Source organism: Kluyvera ascorbata ATCC 33433, assembly GCF_000735365.1.
In the GTDB taxonomy this organism is placed as follows: domain Bacteria; phylum Pseudomonadota; class Gammaproteobacteria; order Enterobacterales; family Enterobacteriaceae; genus Kluyvera; species Kluyvera ascorbata.
This window is the reverse complement of sequence record NZ_JMPL01000009.1, coordinates 36754-53323: the sequence shown is the minus strand read 5'-3', so window position 1 is coordinate 53323 and position 16570 is coordinate 36754. Positions and strand designations below refer to the sequence as shown.

Annotated in this window: 16 protein-coding genes and 1 riboswitch; of the genes, 7 read left to right on the top strand and 9 right to left on the bottom strand. The window is 56.1% G+C overall.

Translation table 11 applies throughout. The features are described from left to right. Nucleotides 1-6: 6 nt before the first annotated feature. Together dinG and rhlE are read right to left on the bottom strand one after the other, a co-directional pair. Nucleotides 7-2160 carry an ATP-dependent DNA helicase DinG gene (dinG, locus tag GKAS_RS04410; RefSeq protein WP_035892262.1) on the bottom strand — a complete coding sequence of 718 codons (2154 nt, stop codon included), beginning with the start codon at nucleotides 2158-2160 and terminating at the stop codon, nucleotides 7-9. A gap of 96 nt (nucleotides 2161-2256) precedes the next feature. Beyond that, a complete protein-coding gene (rhlE, locus tag GKAS_RS04405; protein WP_035892261.1) occupies nucleotides 2257-3633 on the bottom strand; it encodes an ATP-dependent RNA helicase RhlE in 1377 nt (458 codons plus the stop codon). Between the two features lie 229 nt (nucleotides 3634-3862). Between rhlE and cecR the strand changes: the two genes are divergently transcribed. The 5 genes from cecR to GKAS_RS04380 are packed head-to-tail and all read left to right on the top strand — an operon-like array spanning nucleotide 3863 to nucleotide 9543. Further along, nucleotides 3863-4540, top strand: coding sequence for a transcriptional regulator CecR (gene cecR / locus GKAS_RS04400; RefSeq protein ID WP_035892260.1), 678 nt, complete (start codon nucleotides 3863-3865; stop codon nucleotides 4538-4540). Further along, nucleotides 4537-5532 carry a secretion protein HlyD gene (gene hlyD / locus GKAS_RS04395; RefSeq protein WP_035892258.1) on the top strand — a complete coding sequence of 332 codons (996 nt, stop codon included), beginning with the start codon at nucleotides 4537-4539 and terminating at the stop codon, nucleotides 5530-5532. The genes cecR and hlyD overlap by 4 nt, the downstream gene beginning before the upstream one ends. Further along, the gene (locus GKAS_RS04390; protein ID WP_035892257.1) at nucleotides 5525-7264 is read left to right on the top strand and encodes an ATP-binding cassette domain-containing protein; all 1740 of its coding nucleotides are present in this window, start codon (nucleotides 5525-5527) and stop codon (nucleotides 7262-7264) included. The genes hlyD and GKAS_RS04390 overlap by 8 nt, the downstream gene beginning before the upstream one ends. After that, nucleotides 7254-8387 (top strand): ABC transporter permease, encoded by a 1134-nt coding sequence (locus tag GKAS_RS04385; protein ID WP_035892255.1) that lies wholly within the window; start codon nucleotides 7254-7256, stop codon nucleotides 8385-8387. Before GKAS_RS04390 ends, GKAS_RS04385 begins: the two co-directional genes overlap by 11 nt. A 49-nt stretch (nucleotides 8388-8436) precedes the next feature. Continuing rightward, nucleotides 8437-9543 (top strand): ABC transporter permease, encoded by a 1107-nt coding sequence (locus GKAS_RS04380; RefSeq protein WP_035892254.1) that lies wholly within the window; start codon nucleotides 8437-8439, stop codon nucleotides 9541-9543. Here the strand turns inward: GKAS_RS04380 and GKAS_RS04375 are convergent. The 7 genes from GKAS_RS04375 to moaA all read right to left on the bottom strand — a co-directional run bounded on the left by GKAS_RS04375 (nucleotide 9505) and on the right by moaA (nucleotide 13585). After that, the gene (locus GKAS_RS04375) at nucleotides 9505-9915 is read right to left on the bottom strand and encodes a YbhQ family protein (RefSeq protein WP_035892252.1); all 411 of its coding nucleotides are present in this window, start codon (nucleotides 9913-9915) and stop codon (nucleotides 9505-9507) included. The two genes, GKAS_RS04380 and GKAS_RS04375, sit on opposite strands and share 39 nt — an antisense overlap. A 206-nt stretch (nucleotides 9916-10121) precedes the next feature. Further along, nucleotides 10122-10826: a Bax inhibitor-1/YccA family protein gene (locus tag GKAS_RS04370; protein WP_035892249.1), complete on the bottom strand. Its 705-nt coding sequence runs from the start codon at nucleotides 10824-10826 to the stop codon at nucleotides 10122-10124. A gap of 53 nt (nucleotides 10827-10879) precedes the next feature. Then, nucleotides 10880-11332 (bottom strand): molybdopterin synthase catalytic subunit MoaE, encoded by a 453-nt coding sequence (gene moaE, locus GKAS_RS04365; RefSeq protein WP_035892247.1) that lies wholly within the window; start codon nucleotides 11330-11332, stop codon nucleotides 10880-10882. Nucleotide 11333: 1 nt separating this feature from the next. Further along, the gene (moaD, locus tag GKAS_RS04360; RefSeq protein WP_035892245.1) at nucleotides 11334-11579 is read right to left on the bottom strand and encodes a molybdopterin synthase sulfur carrier subunit; all 246 of its coding nucleotides are present in this window, start codon (nucleotides 11577-11579) and stop codon (nucleotides 11334-11336) included. After that, nucleotides 11572-12057: a cyclic pyranopterin monophosphate synthase MoaC gene (gene moaC / locus GKAS_RS04355; protein ID WP_035892244.1), complete on the bottom strand. Its 486-nt coding sequence runs from the start codon at nucleotides 12055-12057 to the stop codon at nucleotides 11572-11574. The genes moaD and moaC overlap by 8 nt, the downstream gene beginning before the upstream one ends. Before the next feature lie 3 nt (nucleotides 12058-12060). After that, nucleotides 12061-12573 (bottom strand): molybdenum cofactor biosynthesis protein B, encoded by a 513-nt coding sequence (gene moaB / locus GKAS_RS04350; protein WP_035892242.1) that lies wholly within the window; start codon nucleotides 12571-12573, stop codon nucleotides 12061-12063. A 22-nt stretch (nucleotides 12574-12595) separates the two neighbouring features. Beyond that, entirely contained in the window at nucleotides 12596-13585 is a 990-nt protein-coding gene (gene moaA, locus GKAS_RS04345; protein ID WP_035892240.1) for a GTP 3',8-cyclase MoaA, read from the bottom strand. Further along, a riboswitch (molybdenum cofactor riboswitch) is annotated at nucleotides 13573-13709 on the bottom strand. (Overlaps the previous gene by 13 nt.) A 240-nt stretch (nucleotides 13710-13949) precedes the next feature. Between moaA and yvcK the strand changes: the two genes are divergently transcribed. Then, nucleotides 13950-14873: a uridine diphosphate-N-acetylglucosamine-binding protein YvcK gene (yvcK, locus tag GKAS_RS04340; RefSeq protein ID WP_035892239.1), complete on the top strand. Its 924-nt coding sequence runs from the start codon at nucleotides 13950-13952 to the stop codon at nucleotides 14871-14873. Between the two features lie 59 nt (nucleotides 14874-14932). After that, nucleotides 14933-16564, top strand: coding sequence for a phosphoethanolamine transferase EptA (eptA, locus tag GKAS_RS04335; RefSeq protein WP_035892238.1), 1632 nt, complete (start codon nucleotides 14933-14935; stop codon nucleotides 16562-16564). Nucleotides 16565-16570: the final 6 nt, after the last annotated feature.

Sequence of the window (16570 nt, the reverse complement as noted above, 5' to 3'; positions counted from 1 at the left end):
GCCGAGTTAACGTTTTTTACGGCGCGGCGATTTAGGTTTCGCCGTCGGGGCTTTCAGCTTCACTTCCGGCACTTCCGGTCGTTCAATCGGGAAAACCGGTAACGCATTCAGTAAACGCTTACCGTAGTTTTTGGTCAACAGCCGCTTATCGTAGATAACTACTTCGCCCCAGCAGCCTTGGCTACGAATCAGTCGCCCCACCTGCTGAATCAGGTTAAATGACGCGCTGGGTAAGCTCTGCACCTCAAAAGGATAGCGGTTGAGGCTTTTCAGCCACTCCCCTTCGGTAATCACCACCGGGCTATCAATCGGTGGGAAGGCAATTTTGTGGATATGCACCTGTGTGAGCAGGTCACCTTTCAGATCCAGACCCTCGGCAAAAGATTGCAGGCCCACCAGCACGCTCCGCTCGCCGTTCTCCACCCGCTTACGATGCAATTCCACCAGCCGATAGCGCGGCTGATCGCCCTGCACCAGCAGCATCAGCCGCAGGTCGGTGACGTACTCAAGAAAACGCTGCATCGCGCGTCCGCTGGCAAACAGCACCAGCATACCGTGGTGCTTTTTGCTCTCAACCTGCTCGCGGAAATAGGCCGCCATCTCGGCAATATGCTGCTCTTCGTTGTCGATAAGCGGCTCATACTGCATCTGCGGAATAACGATTTTGCCCTGCTCGACGTGGTTGAACGGCGAATCCAGCGCCACGAAGCGATCGCCCGCTTTCTCTTTCAGGCCGCTCATCTCCTGCAGACGGGAGAAACTGTTCAGCGAACGTAGGGTTGCAGAGGTCACCACAATATGCGGCACGCTGCGCCACAGCAGGCGTTCAAGCTGATCGCTCACGCGAATACCGACGCAGTGGAACCAGACGTGCATCTGCCCGTCTCGCATATCGCGCGTCGCCCACTTAGTGACCGGTGCGCCCGACGCCTGAGCAAGCGAAGCCAGCCGCCACAGTTTGCTCTGGGACTCAAACATGCCCAGCGCGCGGTTCATCTGCAAAATCACGCGGTGTAGCCGCACGATATCGTGGCTGCCGGTTTTTTCACTGAGATCGTTTAAAAACAGCTCTGCAAGCCCGCGCAGCATCTCGGTGAGCTTGGCCAGACGCTGACAAATCTCCATCACCTCGTCGGGCAGTTCGCCCATCGGGAAGCGGTGCTCGGCCTCCTGAGTGACGGGAAGATAGAGATTCAAAATATTATTGAGTGAGGCAATCAGCTCGTACAGCTCTTCACAGTGGGCGGTCAGCCGCTCCGGCAGCGCCAGCGGCGGCGTGGTTTTCGGACGGAACTGCTCCATACAGGTCGCCACCAGCTTGCTGAAGAGATCGAGCTGTAACCTATACCACGGCGCGGTAATCTCTGCGCTCATCTCCAGCGCATCACGGGCAACATCCGGTAGATGATGACCTTCATCGAGCACCAGCAGCAGGTTTTTCGGCTCCGGCAACACCGCTTCGCTTTCCATCGCGGCCATCACCAGCGCGTGGTTGGCGACAACCACTTCCGCTTCCTGAATCTCGCGGCGTGCGACGAAGAACGGGCATTCGCGATAATAGTGACAGTTGCGGTTCAGGCAGCTGGCTTTGTCGGTGCTCAGGCGACGCCACAGATCGTCGTCAATGGCGATATCGGTGTGATCGCGCAGACCGTCCCATTTATAGCCGTCAAGGTCGCCCTTGAGCTTCGCGCAGCGCTTCTGCTCTTCCTGATTGTTTGGCGTGAGCTCGTCGTCAAGAAATGCCAGCAGGTCCTGCTGGTTTGGTTCGGTGCTGGCGAGCGCCGCCAGATTACGCGGGCACACGTAGCGCCCACGGCCAAAGGCTGCGGTAAAGCGCAGGTCGGGAATGATTTTACGTAGCAGCGGCAGGTCTTTACTGTAGATCTGATCCTGCAAGGCGACGTTAGCGGTACTGACCACCAGCGTTTTTTGCTCTTCGCGTGCAATGGCAATGCCGGGAATCAGATACGACAAGGTTTTCCCGACGCCGGTCGGCGCTTCAATCGCCAGGTGCCGCCCCTCTTCCCCGGCAAGCGTTTTGGCGACGTCCGCAATCATCTGCCGCTGCGGCGCGCGGGGGATAAAGTCGGGGATCTGTTCCTGGAGCGCCTTGTACCAGGCGGCGATTTGCGCTTTTAGCGCAGCGGTCAAAGCCATGAGAAAACCTGAGATACTGTATAAACAGCCACTATTGTGGCATTTTCTGTACGTTGCCGCAAAAAAGAAAGCCCGGCTTTCGGCCGGGCTCGCAATTTACTGTGCTGCTGCGGGTTTACGCGGGCGGCGCGGCGGTCGTGGCTTATCGCCAGCCGGTTTACCTTCCGCGCTGCGCGGTTTGGCCTTCGGTGCCCCGCCGTCGTTACGACGCGGCTGCTGCTGGCTACGACCCGGGCCCTGCCCTTGACCCTGGCTCTGACCGCGACCACGGCCACCGCCGTTGCCGCCGCCACGCTGCTGGCGACCGTTCTGAATCGGCTCGGCTTTGATTGACGGATCGACGTCATAGCCGTCGAGGGCGATACGTGGGATCTCTTTCTTCAGCAGACGTTCGATGTCGCGAAGCAGTTTGAGTTCATCAACACACACCAAAGACAGCGCTTCACCGGTGGCCGCTGCACGGCCGGTACGACCGATACGGTGAACGTAATCTTCCGGGACGTTAGGCAGCTCGTAGTTCACCACGTGCGGCAGCTCTTCGATATCCAGGCCACGCGCGGCGATGTCGGTTGCCACCAGCACGCGAATATCACCAGATTTAAAATCAGCCAGCGCACGCGTACGCGCACCCTGCGATTTGTTGCCGTGAATCGCAGCGCTGCGGATACCGTCTTTATTCAACTGTTCTGCCAGATGGTTTGCGCCGTGCTTAGTACGGGTGAAGACCAGCACCTGCTGCCAGTTACCCTGACCAATCATCTGCGACAACAGCTCACGCTTACGCTTTTTATCCACCATATGCACGTGCTGCGTCACCTGCTCGGAAGCGGTGTTGCGACGCGCCACTTCGATTTCCAGCGGGTTGGTCAGCAGTTTTTCTGCCAGCGATTTGATGTCATCAGAGAAAGTCGCCGAGAACAGCAGGTTCTGGCGCTTGGCCGGCAGTTTGGTCAGCACGCGGCGGATGTCGTGGATAAAGCCCATATCCAGCATGCGGTCCGCTTCATCCAGCACCAGGATTTCAATCTGATCGAGCTTCACGGCGTTCTGATGTTCGAGGTCCAGCAGACGGCCCGGCGTTGCCACCAGTACGTCAACGCCGCCGCGCAGTTTCATCATCTGCGGGTTAATGCTCACGCCGCCGAAAACCACCAGCGAACGGATATTCAGGTAGCGGCTGTATTCACGGACGTTTTCGCCAATCTGGGCGGCCAGCTCACGGGTTGGCGTGAGGATCAGCGCGCGTACGGGGCGACGACCTTTAACGTGCGGCTCGCGAGACACCAGCAGTTGCAGCAGCGGCAGCGTAAAGCCTGCGGTTTTACCGGTACCGGTCTGCGCGCTGGCCATCAGGTCACGGCCCTGCAGTACAGCAGGAATCGCCTGCTGCTGAATAGGAGTGGGTTCCTGGTAGCCCTGCTCGGCAACGGCACGCAGAATATCGGGGTTCAGTCCGAGGGAATCAAAAGACATAAATACTCCACACCCACCCCGACCGCACGCGGTGTAGTTTTCGAGGGGATAAAAAACGGGGGAATGACAAAAACCACAATGTCATGAAGGGGCGGAGTGTAGCAGTTTTTGTGATGCACCGCATAAATTATCCCCTCCGGGGAAGAAAACAAGATTATTCACCAGACTGGACAAGTTTAAAAACGCGGCATAATCTTAATCAATCGTTTGATTAACTTTTGGTGGCACCATGAATACAACGCCAATAACCAGCAAAGGTGAACAGGCTAAAAGCCAGCTGATTGCCGCGGGGCTCGCTCAGTTTGGCGAGTATGGGCTGCATGCCACCACTCGAGATATTGCCGCCCAGGCCGGGCAAAACATCGCGGCGATTACCTACTATTTTGGCTCAAAAGAAGATTTATACCAGGCCTGCGCCCAATGGATTGCCGACTTTATCGGCGAGAACTTCCGCCCGCACGCCGAAGCGGCAGAACAGCTCTTTGCCCAACCAGAACCGGACAGAGACGCCATGCGCGCGCTGATTCTTCGCGCCTGCCAGAACATGATCCTATTGCTGACCCAGGACGATACCCTGAACCTCAGCAAATTTATCTCCCGCGAGCAGCTTTCACCGACCGCCGCCTACCAGCGGATCCACGATCAGGTCATCGCTCCGCTGCACGCACACCTCACCCGGCTGATTGCCGCCTATACTGGCTGCGATGCCAACAGTACGCAGATGATTCTCCATACCCACGCGCTGCTGGGTGAAGTGCTGGCCTTTCGCCTCGGACGGGAAACCATCCTGATGCGCACCGGCTGGTCACAGTTTGACGCCGATAAGGCCGAACAGATTTTCCAGGTGGTGACCTGCCACATCGATTTGATTCTGCAAGGATTAACGCAAAGGAGTCTGACCTCATGAAAAAACCGGTTGTCCTTATCCTGGTTGTCGTGGCGCTCGTCGCCGTGATTGGCGGCGGGACGTGGTGGTATCAGAGCCTGCAAAACAACGGGCTCACCCTGTACGGTAACGTGGATATTCGCACCGTCAATATGAGCTTCCGCGTCGGCGGGCGTTTGCAATCCCTGACGGTTGATGAAGGGGACGCCATCAAACAGGGACAGACGCTGGGCGAGCTGGATAAAGCGCCATTTGAAAATGCGCTGATGCAGGCGAAGGCCAACGTTGCTACCGCCGAGGCGCAGTACGACCTGATGATGGCGGGCTACCGGGCCGAAGAGATTGCCCAAGCGGCGGCGGCCGTCAAACAGGCGCAGGCCGCCTATGACTACGCGCAAAGCTTCTTGCAGCGTCAGCAGGGGCTGTGGAACAAACGGCTGCTGTCAGCAAACGACCTGGCAAACGCGACATCCTCCCGTGACCAGGCGCTGGCGACGCTGAAATCCGCGCAGGATAAATTAAGCCAGTACCGCGCCGGTAATCGTCCGCAGGAAATTGCCCAGGCCAAAGCCAATCTGGAACAGGCGCAGGCGCAGCTGGCGCAATCGACGCTGGATTTGCAGGACACCGTGCTCACCGCCCCTTCTGACGGTACGCTGCTTACCCGCGCCGTGGAGCCAGGCAGTATGCTCAGCGCGGGCAGCACGGTGCTGACGCTCTCCCTGACCCGCCCGGTCTGGGTTCGCGCCTATGTAGATGAAAAAAATCTCAGCCAGGCGCAGCCGGGACGTGAAATTCTGCTCTATACCGATGGCCGCCCGGATAAGCCATACCACGGTAAAATTGGCTTTGTTTCACCTACCGCAGAATTCACCCCGAAAACGGTTGAAACGCCAGACCTGCGTACCGATCTGGTTTACCGTCTGCGCATTATCGTGACTGATGCCGACGATAGCCTGCGTCAGGGCATGCCGGTCACCCTGCGCTTTGGCGATGAGTCGCGCCATGAGTAAACAGCAGATTCAGCTGCACGGGCTGGTTAAACAGTTCACCGGCATGAATAAACCGGCGGTGGCGAAGCTGGACTGCACGATTAACGCGGGCTACGTCACCGGGCTGGTCGGGCCGGACGGCGCAGGGAAAACCACCCTGATGCGCATGCTGGCGGGTTTATTGAAGCCCGACGACGGCAGCGCCGAAGTGCTGGGGCTCGACCCGATTCGTGACGATAGCGCCCTGCACTCGGTGATGGGCTATATGCCGCAGAAGTTCGGTCTTTACGAAGACCTCACGGTGATGGAGAACCTCAACCTCTACGCCGACCTGCGCAGCGTCACCGGCGAGGCGCGCGAGAAAACCTTCGCTCGCCTGCTGGAGTTTACCGCGCTCGGCCCCTTTACCTCACGTCTGGCAGGTAAGCTCTCCGGCGGCATGAAGCAGAAACTGGGGCTCGCCTGTACGCTGGTTGGTGAGCCGAAGGTGCTGCTGCTGGATGAGCCCGGCGTCGGCGTTGACCCTATCTCCCGCCGAGAGCTGTGGCAGATGGTGCATGAACTGGCGGGCGACGGGATGCTGATCCTCTGGAGCACCTCCTATCTTGATGAGGCCGAGCAGTGCCAGGACGTGCTGTTGATGAACGAAGGCGAGCTGCTCTATCAGGGCGAACCCACCGCCCTCACCCGCACCATGGCCGGGCGCAGCTTTTTAATGCATAGCCCGGTAGAGAATAACCGCCGACTGTTACAGCACGCGCTGAAGCAGGAGATGGTCAGCGACGGCATGATTCAGGGGCGCTCGGTGCGGGTTATCCTGAAGAAATCGGCCACGGCGGAAGATCTCAAACGCGCGCCGGGGATGCCGGAGCTTGAAATTGCAGAGACCACGCCGCGTTTTGAAGATGCGTTTATCGACCTGCTCGGCGGTGCAGGCACCTCTGAGTCTCCGCTGGGAGCCATTCTGCATACCGTTGAAGGCACGGCGGATGAGACGGTTATCGAAGCCAGACAGCTCACCAAGAAATTCGGAGATTTCGCCGCCACCGACCACGTTAACTTCGCGGTCAAGCGTGGGGAGATTTTCGGCCTGCTCGGGCCAAACGGCGCGGGGAAATCCACCACCTTCAAGATGATGTGCGGCCTGCTGGTACCCACCTCCGGCAACGCGCTGGTGCTGGATATGGATCTGAAAACCGGTTCGGGCAAAGCGCGTCAGCACTTAGGCTATATGGCGCAAAAATTCTCGCTCTACGGCAACCTGACCGTCGAGCAAAACCTGCGCTTCTTCTCCGGCGTATACGGCCTGCGCGGGCGAGTACAGAACGGAAAAATTGAACGGATGAGCGAAGCGTTTGGCCTGAAGGCTATCGCTCGCCATACCACAGATGCATTGCCGCTAGGCTTTAAGCAGCGCCTGGCATTGGCCTGCTCGCTGATGCACGAGCCGGATATTCTGTTCCTCGACGAGCCAACCTCGGGCGTTGACCCTATCACTCGCCGTGAATTCTGGCTGCACATCAACAGCATGGTGGAAAAAGGGGTGACCGTGATGGTGACCACCCACTTTATGGATGAAGCGGAGTACTGCGACCGTATCGGTCTGGTGTATCGCGGCAAGCTGATTGCCAGCGGCACGCCGGACGATTTAAAAGCCAAAGCCGCGGATGAACAACAGCCTGACCCCACCATGGAACAGGCGTTTATCACCCTCATCCACGACTGGGATAAGGAGCATGCCGATGAGCGCTAAAGGGCTTTCGTGGCGGCGCGTACGCGCGCTGTGCGTGAAGGAAACACGGCAGATCGTCCGCGATCCCAGCAGCTGGCTGATTGCGGTGGTGATCCCGCTGTTGCTGCTGTTTATTTTCGGCTACGGTATCAACCTCGACTCCAGCAAGCTGCGGGTCGGCGTGCTGCTTGAACAGCAGAGCAAAGAGGCGCTGGACTTCACCCATACCCTCACCGGCTCGCCCTATATCGACGCCACCATCAGCGACAACCGCCAGCAGCTGATTGAGATGATGCAGGCCGGACGCATTCGCGGCCTGGTGGTGGTGCCGGTCGACTTCGACAAAAATATGGCTCGTCCGGGCAACGATGCGCCCATTCAGGTCATCACCGACGGCAGCGAGCCTAACACCGCAAACTTTGTGCAGGGCTACGTCGAGGGGATCTGGCAGCTGTGGCAGAAACAGCGCGCCGAAGATAGCGGCCAAACCTTCGAGCCGCTCATCGACGTGCAGACCCGCTACTGGTTTAACCCGGCGGCCATCAGCCAGCACTTTATTATTCCGGGGGCGATAACCATCATTATGACGGTCATCGGCGCGATCCTGACGTCGCTGGTAATCGCCCGCGAGTGGGAGCGCGGCACCATGGAGGCACTGCTCTCCACCGAGGTGACCCGCGTCGAACTGCTGCTGTGCAAACTTATCCCCTACTACTTCCTCGGCATGCTGGCGATGCTGCTCTGTATGCTGGTGTCGGTGTTTGTGCTCGGCGTGCCGTATCGCGGTTCACTGGTGATTCTGTTTTTCATCACTAGCCTGTTTTTGCTCAGCACGCTGGGAATGGGGCTTTTGATTTCGACCATCACCCGCAACCAGTTTAACGCCGCCCAGGTGGCGCTGAACGCCGCGTTCCTGCCGTCGATTATGCTGTCCGGGTTTATTTTCCAGATAGACAGTATGCCAGCGGCTATTCGCGTGGTGACCTATATCATTCCGGCGCGCTATTTCGTCAGTACGCTGCAAAGCCTGTTTCTGGCGGGGAATATTCCGGTGGTGCTGATGGTCAATACGCTGTTTTTGATTGCCTCGGCAGTGATGTTTATTGGCCTGACGTGGATGAAGACCAAACGTCGGTTGGATTGATGCTTTCCCGGGGTGAACGAAGAAATCCCGGGAACAACGGAGAACTCACATGCTGTACCGCTTATGGACGCTTATCCGCAAAGAGCTACAGTCGCTGTTGCGCGAGCCGCAGACGCGCGCCATTCTGATCATGCCGGTGCTGATTCAGGTGCTGCTGTTCCCCTTTGCCGCTACGCTTGAGGTGACTAACGCCACCATCGCTGTCTATAACGAAGATAACGGCAAGCATTCGGTGGAGCTAACCCAGCGCTTCGCCCGCGCCAAAGCCTTTACCCACGTCCTGCTGCTGCAAAGCCCGCAGGAGATCCAGCCGACTATCGATACCCAGAAGGCGCTGCTGCTGGTACGCTTCCCGGCTGATTTCTCCCGCGATATCGACACGTTCCAGACCGCGCCGATGCAGCTATTGCTCGACGGGCGTAACTCGAACAGCGCCCAGATTGCCGCCAACTACTTACAGCAGATCGTCAAAAACTATCAGCAGGAGCTGCTGGAAGGGAAAGCGAAGCCCAATAACAGCGAACTGGTGGTGCGCAACTGGTATAACCCTAACCTCGATTACAAATGGTTCGTGGTGCCGTCGCTTATCGCCATGATCACCACCATCGGCGTGATGATCGTCACCTCGCTGTCGGTGGCGCGTGAACGCGAACAGGGCACGCTCGATCAGCTGCTGGTCTCCCCGCTTGCCACCTGGCAAATATTCGTCGGTAAGGCGGTGCCCGCGCTGATTGTTGCCACCTTCCAGGCAAGCATTGTGCTAGCGGTCGGGATATGGGCCTATCAGATCCCCTTCGCTGGGTCGCTGGCGCTGTTCTACTTTACGATGGTGATTTACGGGCTGTCGCTGGTGGGATTTGGGTTGCTTATCTCGTCGCTATGCTCGACACAGCAGCAGGCGTTTATTGGGGTATTCGTCTTTATGATGCCCGCCATTCTACTGTCGGGTTACGTGTCGCCGGTAGAGAACATGCCGGTATGGTTACAGCATCTGACGTGGATTAACCCGATTCGTCACTTTACTGATATCACTAAGCAGATCTATTTGAAGGATGCGAGTTTGTCGATTATCTGGGGGAGTTTGTGGCCGCTACTGTTTATAGCGGCCACGACGGGATCAGTGGCGTACGCGATGTTTCGCCGCAAGATCGCCTGAGGCTTTCTCTTTCACCAGCAGTGAGAACACGGCTGGGCCTGCAAGGATAGCAAGCCCGGCCAGCGCCAGCAGGTAGTTATTGTGCAGCACGCGTGACAGCAGCCAGACGGCAATCATCGCCGCGCCAAAATACCAGGTGGTGGTTAACTCTTCGAGCACGTCGGCGAAGGCACGCCAGCGCTGCTCAGGGTGGCGCTGCAGCGCCAGCATCAATACGACGGTCACGGCATACAGCACGCAGAGCCCCAGGCCTACGCGTACCAACGCGCCGCCCATCCAGCCCATCACCAGTGCGGCGACGACCAGCAAATGCAACATAATCTGCCAGCAACTGAGTCCTGTTGCGACACGAATTCGTTGTTGCCACTTCATGGCTTCTCTCCTGAAGAATTTTATTCGCTTATTCAGAGTACTCAAGTCTACGGAAAATTCCGTAATAGTGGTGCTTTTTGTGACGCTGTTGTCACTATTTTCACCAACAGAGTGATGAATTGTGCCTAAACATTCATTTAACGAAGAGGAAAATGCAGGGGATTAGGTGAAATTCCCGGCGTCGCGCAGCGACGCCGGAGAGGTATTTAGCGGCGGTTGCCGAAAATACGCAGCAGCATCAGGAACAGGTTGATGAAGTCGAGATACAGCGTCAACGCGCCAAGGATGGCATATTTGCGCAGGTTCGATGAATCACGAACATCAATCTGCTCACCGATATTTTTTAGCTTCTGGGTGTCGTAGGCGGTCAGGCCTACAAACACAATCACCCCGATGTAGGTAATAGCCCACATCAGCGCATCGCTTTTCAGCCAGAAGTTCACCAGCGACGCCAGTACGATACCAATCAGCGCCATAAACAGCATGTTGCCAAAGCCGCTCAGGTCGCGTTTCGTGGTGTAGCCGTACAGGCTCATAATACCGAACATCCCGCCGGTCACCACGAAGGTGCTGGCGATGGACGAATAGGTATAAACGATGAAAATACTCGATAGCGTCAGCCCGGTAAGCGCCGAGTAGAGCATAAACAGCGTCGTCGCCATGCCCGCACTCAAACGCTGCACCATGCCCGAAAGCACGAACACCAGCGCCAGTTGCGCGATGATCAGACCAAAGAAGGTAATTTTACTGGAAAAGACAAACATCATCACCGCGGGGGTGTTAGCCGCATACCAGGCGATAAACGCCGTCAGCAGCAACCCGCAGGTCATCCAGCCGTATACCTGCGCCATATAAGTTTGCAGACCGCTACGCGCCTGCACAATCGAATCGGATCGAGGGAATCGTTCCATGACTTTCTCCTGAGTGTGAGTAGGACTTATTCTAAGCGTATCACATTCACGGCTTACCAGCGCTCGGCAGCGTGTTTATCGCTATCGCGGGCTTCCACCCAACGCTCGCCTTCCGGCGTAGCTTCACGCTTCCAGAACGGCGCGCGGGTTTTCAGGTAGTCCATGATAAATTCGCCAGCGTCAAACGCGCTGCTTCGGTGCGCGCTGGTGACACCAACGAACACAATCTCTTCACCAGGCCACATTTCACCTATACGGTGAATGACCGTTACGCGGCCAAGCGGCCAGCGTTCGCGTGCGGCATCAACGATTTCGGCCAGCGCTTTTTCGGTCATGCCCGGATAGTGTTCCAGGGTCAGCGCTTTGACGCTATCGCCCAGGTTATGGTTACGTACCTTGCCGGTAAAGGTGACGACCGCGCCGTCTTCATCGCGCTCGGCAAGCCACGGGTATTCGTCGCCAACGCTGAAGCGTTCGTGGCGGACGATAATTCGGGTCTCGCTCATCTTAGCCTCCTGTTACCGGTGGGAAAAATGCCACTTCGTCGCCGTCTGCAACCGGATGATCGAAACTCACCAGCGTCTGATTAACCGCCGCCAGCAGCTTGCCCTCTTCCAGCGCCAGAGACCAGCGCCCTTCCTGCGCCGCAAGATGCTGGCGTACAGCTTCAACCGTTGAAAACTCAGGGGCTAGTGCCAGCGAGTCAATGCCTACCAGCTCGCGGACCTGAGCAAAAAACAGCACATTAATCATAGGAATCCGCCTTAAAATCGCCCGATTTGCCGCCGCTTTTCGCCAGCAGACGAACCGGGCCAATGACCATATCTTTTTGCACGGCTTTGCACATGTCGTAAATCGTCAGCGCGGCGACCGAGGCGGCCGTCAGCGCTTCCATCTCAACGCCGGTTTTCCCGGTCAGACGGCACAGTGATTCAATGCGCACGCGGTGATGTTCCGGCTCGGCCTGCAGGTTAACTTCAACCTTGCTCAGCATCAGCGGGTGGCACAGCGGGATAAGATCCCAGGTGCGCTTAGCCGCCTGAATACCGGCGATGCGCGCCGTGGCGAAGACGTCACCTTTGTGGTGGCTGCCTTCGATAATCATCGCCAGGGTTTCCGGCTGCATGGTAACAAACGCTTCAGCGCGCGCTTCGCGAACGGTTTCCGCCTTGGCGGAGACATCCACCATGTGGGCTTCACCCGCCGCATTGATATGGGTCAGTTGCGACATCGTTTATTTCTTCAGATGAGGATGGAAGTTACACGGACGCGTACGGGCATCCAGCTGCGGGGCAATAATGTTATCCCACGCGGTTCGACAAGCTTTGGTGGAACCTGGCATCGCGAAAATCAGCGTGCGGTTGGCCATGCCGGCGACGGCGCGAGACTGTAGCGTCGCGGTACCAATCTCTTCAAAGGAGAGCATGCGGAACACTTCGCCAAAGCCTTCGATTTCGCGGTCAAACAGCGGCAGCAGCGCTTCCGGGGCCTGGTCGCCATCGGTCAGACCAGTACCGCCGGTGATCAGCACGACCTGTACATCATCGCGGGCAATCCAGGCAGAAACCTGGGCGCGAATCTGATAGCGGTTCTCTTTGACAATAGCCTTATCAACTATCTGGTGCCCGGCTTCCTGGGCGGAGTCGCGCAGGAAGTGACCGGAGGTGTCATCTTCTTCGCCGCGACGGTTGGAAATGGTAAGAATGGCAATGCGTGTTGGGATAAATTCAGCGCTCACCTGACTCATTTACATGCTCCTTGATTTGGAATTATCCACCGATATAGGACAAATTCTGCGTGATTCCGGTATTGCCCTGATGCAGGAAGTGGGTCTGTTTTTTGTGAGTTAAGGCTTCGGCAATGCGGTCTTCCAGCGCCTGCTGCTGGGCGTCATCCGCCAGCAGTTCACGCAGGTCAACGCCACCATCGCCAAACAGGCACAGATGCAGCTTCCCAATGGACGATACGCGCAGACGATTACAGCTGGCGCAAAAGTCTTTTTCATACGGCATAATTAAGCCGATTTCCCCTTCGTAGTCGGGGTGACAGAAGACCTGAGCCGGGCCGTCGCTGCGTTGACGGATTTGATGGATCCAGCCACGCTTGAGGAGTTGATCGCGCAGCACCATGCCAGAGATATGGTGCTTGCGGAACAGCTCGCTGCTTTCGCCGGTTTCCATCAGTTCAATAAAGCGGAGTTGAATGCGGCGCGGTTTGATCCACGCCAGAAAGGTGTCGAGCTGGTGGTGGTTCACATCGCGCATCAGCACGGTGTTAACCTTCACTTTTTCAAAGCCCGCGGTAAAAGCGGCATCGATGCCGTCCATTACCTGGCGGAATTTATCCTGGCCAGTGATGGCATGAAACTGACGCGCGTCCAGACTGTCGACGCTGACGTTTATCGCGGTTAAGCCAGCATCACGCCAGCCCGCCACGTCACGCGCCATGCGATAACCGTTGGTAGTCACGGCAATCTGGCGGATAGCGGTATTTTCTCTCACTGCGGCAATAACGTCGGAGAAGTCGCGGCGCAGCGATGGCTCGCCGCCCGTCAGACGTACTTTCTCCGTACCCAACGCCGAAAAGGCGCGCGTCACCCGGCGAATTTCGTCCAGAGACAGAAAGCCGTTGTTGGTGACTCCATTTGGCTGGTAGCCGTTTGGCAGGCAGTAGGTGCAGCGAAAGTTGCACACATCGGTAATCGAAAGACGCAGATAGTAGAAGCTGCGTGCATACGCATCAGTGAGTTGTGAAGCCATAGACACCTTTCCAAATACGGGAGGCGAGATCATTTCTTCCTTCGCCCTGGCAACAGTGAAGCCTGTTGCGGCCAAAGCGCCCTATTTTTCAACTTAGGCGCAGAGGCTAGAGTGTGTTGTTCAACCTGCATGGCAGGATGACTGAACCATGTTATGCCGAATAGTAGCGCGAGAATAACAGTTTCGCCATTTTCGCTTTCGCTGTATAAAGTTGTATATAGCGAGCCTATCGTGCACTTTCCCTACAGAATACGTAAAAATCACGTTTTTGCATTGATATACGTCATTTTGATGCGGGTGGAGCATCGTCTTTTAGAGGTAGTTAGGCTAATGTAAGCAGGTTTTTCAGACATAAGGAAGTTGTATGCGCAATCGCACTTTTGCCGATCTCGACCGCGTTGTGGCGCTGGGCGGCGGGCACGGCCTTGGACGCGTGATGTCCTCCCTGTCATCGCTCGGTTCTCGCCTGACCGGCATTGTCACCACCACCGATAACGGCGGCTCTACCGGGCGTATTCGCCGTTCTGAGGGCGGCATTGCGTGGGGCGATATGCGCAACTGCCTCAACCAGTTAATTACCGAACCAAGCGTTGCTTCAACAATGTTTGAGTATCGTTTTGGCGGTAACGGCGAACTTTCAGGACATAACCTCGGAAATCTGATGTTAAAGGCATTGGATCACCTGAGCGTCCGGCCTTTAGAGGCGATCAATTTAATAAGAAATCTGCTTAAAGTTGAGGCCTCATTGATTCCCATGTCCGAGCAGCCGGTCGATTTAATGGCTATCGACAGCGAGGGACATGAAATTTATGGCGAAGTGAATATTGATCAACTCGCCCTGCCACCGCAGGAGCTTATGCTCACGCCATCGGTATCGGCCACCCGGGAGGCCGTGCAGGCCATCGCCGAAGCAGATTTGATTCTTATCGGGCCGGGCAGCTTTTATACCAGCCTGCTGCCTATTTTGCTGTTACCTGAAATTGCTCAAGCGCTGCGGCGTACTCCTGCGCAGATGGTCTACATCGAAAATCTGGGCCGCGAGCACAGCCCGGCTGGGCATTTAACGCTTGGCGATCGTCTTGCGCTGTTGGAACACTACATTGGTAAGCCGGTTATCGATGCCGTGATTGTCGGTCCGAAGACAGAAGTCTGCGGCACCGAGGGCAAACTGGTGATTCAGCAACCGCTCGAAGCAAGCGACATTCCTTATCGCCACGATCGCCACCTTTTACGTGCCGCGCTGGAAGAAGCGCTTCAGGCTTTTGGTCGAGTTTCCTTAAAATCTTAAGGTTGTCTTAAAAAACGTCGGGCAGCATAGCGAACATCAATTTCATTGGGTTCAACGTTATGCTTCGCCTGTTTCGTCAACGGCCTGTCGTCAACCGACTGACCTATATCATCCTGTTTTCACTTTATATCGCTCTGGCGCTTAACATCGCGTTCTATCGCCAGGCCTATACCCTGCTGCCGGTCAATGGTCTGCACAACGCGCTGGTGTTCCTGTCCATGCCGGTAGTGGCCTTTGCGGTCATGGCCATTTTGCTGGCCCTGGCGTCGGTGGTTCGTTTAGAGAAAGTCGCCACAACGCTGTTTATTTTGCTCAGCGCCAGCGCGCAGTATTTCATGATGAACTTCGGTATTATTGTTGACCGTTCGATGATCACCAATATTCTCGATACGACGCCAGCGGAAAGCTACGCGCTGCTCTCCGGGCAGATGGTTTTGGTATTTAGTTTTACCGCCCTGTTCGCTATTGCGCTGGCCTGGTGGATCAAAATTAAGCCAGCAGCAAGCGTATGGCGCGGCACAATAATGCGTGCAGGTACCGTGACTGTGTCGGTGCTGTTAATCCTGCTGGTCGCCGGACTGTTCTATAAAGATTACGCCTCACTGTTCCGCAATAATAAAGAACTGGTGAAATCACTGAACCCGTCCAACAGTATCGTGGCGATGAACTCCTGGTATTTTCACCATGAGATGGATAATTTGCCGCTGGTAAAAATTGGCGAAGATGCCAAACAGAAAGCGGTGATGAAAAATGGGCCGCGCAAAAATCTGACAATATTAATCGTCGGCGAAACGTCGCGCGCCGCTAATTTCTCGCTGGGCGGGTACGACCGCGAAACCAACCCACTATTAGCAAAAGATAACGTCGTCTATTTCCCCAAAACGGCCTCCTGCGGAACCGCGACGGCGGTATCGGTCCCTTGCATGTTCTCTAATATGCCGCGTACCGGTTATGACGAATCGTTAGCACACCACCAGGAAGGGCTGCTGGATATTATTCAGCGCGCAGGCATTCAGGTGCAGTGGAATGACAACGATGGCGGTTGTAAAGGCGCCTGCGACCGCGTACCGCATCAGGACGTCACCGCACTGAATCTGCCAGGACAGTGCATCAACGGCGAATGCTACGATGATGTGCTGTTCCATGACCTTGAAAAGACGATTGATGCTATGCAGGGTGACGGCGTGATTGTGCTGCACACCATTGGCAGCCATGGCCCAACCTATTACAACCGTTATCCGCCGGAATTTCGTCGTTTCACGCCAACCTGTGATACGAGTGAAATTCAGTCCTGTAGCCAGGAACAGCTGAAAAATAGCTATGACAACACCATTTTGTACGTCGACCATATTGTCGATAAAGCGATAAAACTGCTGCAATCTAAACAGGATAAATTCACCACCAGCCTGGTTTACCTTTCCGACCACGGTGAATCGCTGGGCGAAAACGGTGTGTATTTACACGGGCTGCCTTATTCCATTGCCCCAGAAACGCAAAAACATGTGCCGATGCTGTTATGGTTATCTGATGATTATCAGAAACGCTATGGCGTTAATTACGCTTGCTTGCAGCAAAAGGCCAAAGAAAATGACTACTCGCAGGATAATCTGTTCTCTACAATGCTGGGGTTAACGGGCGTAGAGACCCAGGAATATCACGCAGCAGATGATATATTAGCCACCTGTAAATAGAGGCCA

Excerpts from the sequence above, each read along its gene's own strand:
- GKAS_RS04370 (WP_035892249.1), bottom strand. The coding sequence starts at position 10,826 with ATGGAACGATTCCCTCGATCCGATTCGATTGTGCAGGCGCGTAGCGGT.
- moaD (WP_035892245.1), bottom strand. The coding sequence starts at position 11,579 with ATGATTAATGTGCTGTTTTTTGCTCAGGTCCGCGAGCTGGTAGGCATT.
- moaC (WP_035892244.1), bottom strand. The coding sequence starts at position 12,057 with ATGTCGCAACTGACCCATATCAATGCGGCGGGTGAAGCCCACATGGTG.
- GKAS_RS04390 (WP_035892257.1), top strand. The coding sequence starts at position 5,525 with ATGAGTAAACAGCAGATTCAGCTGCACGGGCTGGTTAAACAGTTCACC.
- moaE (WP_035892247.1), bottom strand. The coding sequence starts at position 11,332 with ATGAGCGAGACCCGAATTATCGTCCGCCACGAACGCTTCAGCGTTGGC.
- GKAS_RS04380 (WP_035892254.1), top strand. The coding sequence starts at position 8,437 with ATGCTGTACCGCTTATGGACGCTTATCCGCAAAGAGCTACAGTCGCTG.
- GKAS_RS04375 (WP_035892252.1), bottom strand. The coding sequence starts at position 9,915 with ATGAAGTGGCAACAACGAATTCGTGTCGCAACAGGACTCAGTTGCTGG.
- hlyD (WP_035892258.1), top strand. The coding sequence starts at position 4,537 with ATGAAAAAACCGGTTGTCCTTATCCTGGTTGTCGTGGCGCTCGTCGCC.
- GKAS_RS04385 (WP_035892255.1), top strand. The coding sequence starts at position 7,254 with ATGAGCGCTAAAGGGCTTTCGTGGCGGCGCGTACGCGCGCTGTGCGTG.
- rhlE (WP_035892261.1), bottom strand. The coding sequence starts at position 3,633 with ATGTCTTTTGATTCCCTCGGACTGAACCCCGATATTCTGCGTGCCGTT.
- eptA (WP_035892238.1), top strand. The coding sequence starts at position 14,933 with ATGCTTCGCCTGTTTCGTCAACGGCCTGTCGTCAACCGACTGACCTAT.
- moaB (WP_035892242.1), bottom strand. The coding sequence starts at position 12,573 with ATGAGTCAGGTGAGCGCTGAATTTATCCCAACACGCATTGCCATTCTT.
- yvcK (WP_035892239.1), top strand. The coding sequence starts at position 13,950 with ATGCGCAATCGCACTTTTGCCGATCTCGACCGCGTTGTGGCGCTGGGC.
- moaA (WP_035892240.1), bottom strand. The coding sequence starts at position 13,585 with ATGGCTTCACAACTCACTGATGCGTATGCACGCAGCTTCTACTATCTG.
- cecR (WP_035892260.1), top strand. The coding sequence starts at position 3,863 with ATGAATACAACGCCAATAACCAGCAAAGGTGAACAGGCTAAAAGCCAG.
- dinG (WP_035892262.1), bottom strand. The coding sequence starts at position 2,160 with ATGGCTTTGACCGCTGCGCTAAAAGCGCAAATCGCCGCCTGGTACAAG.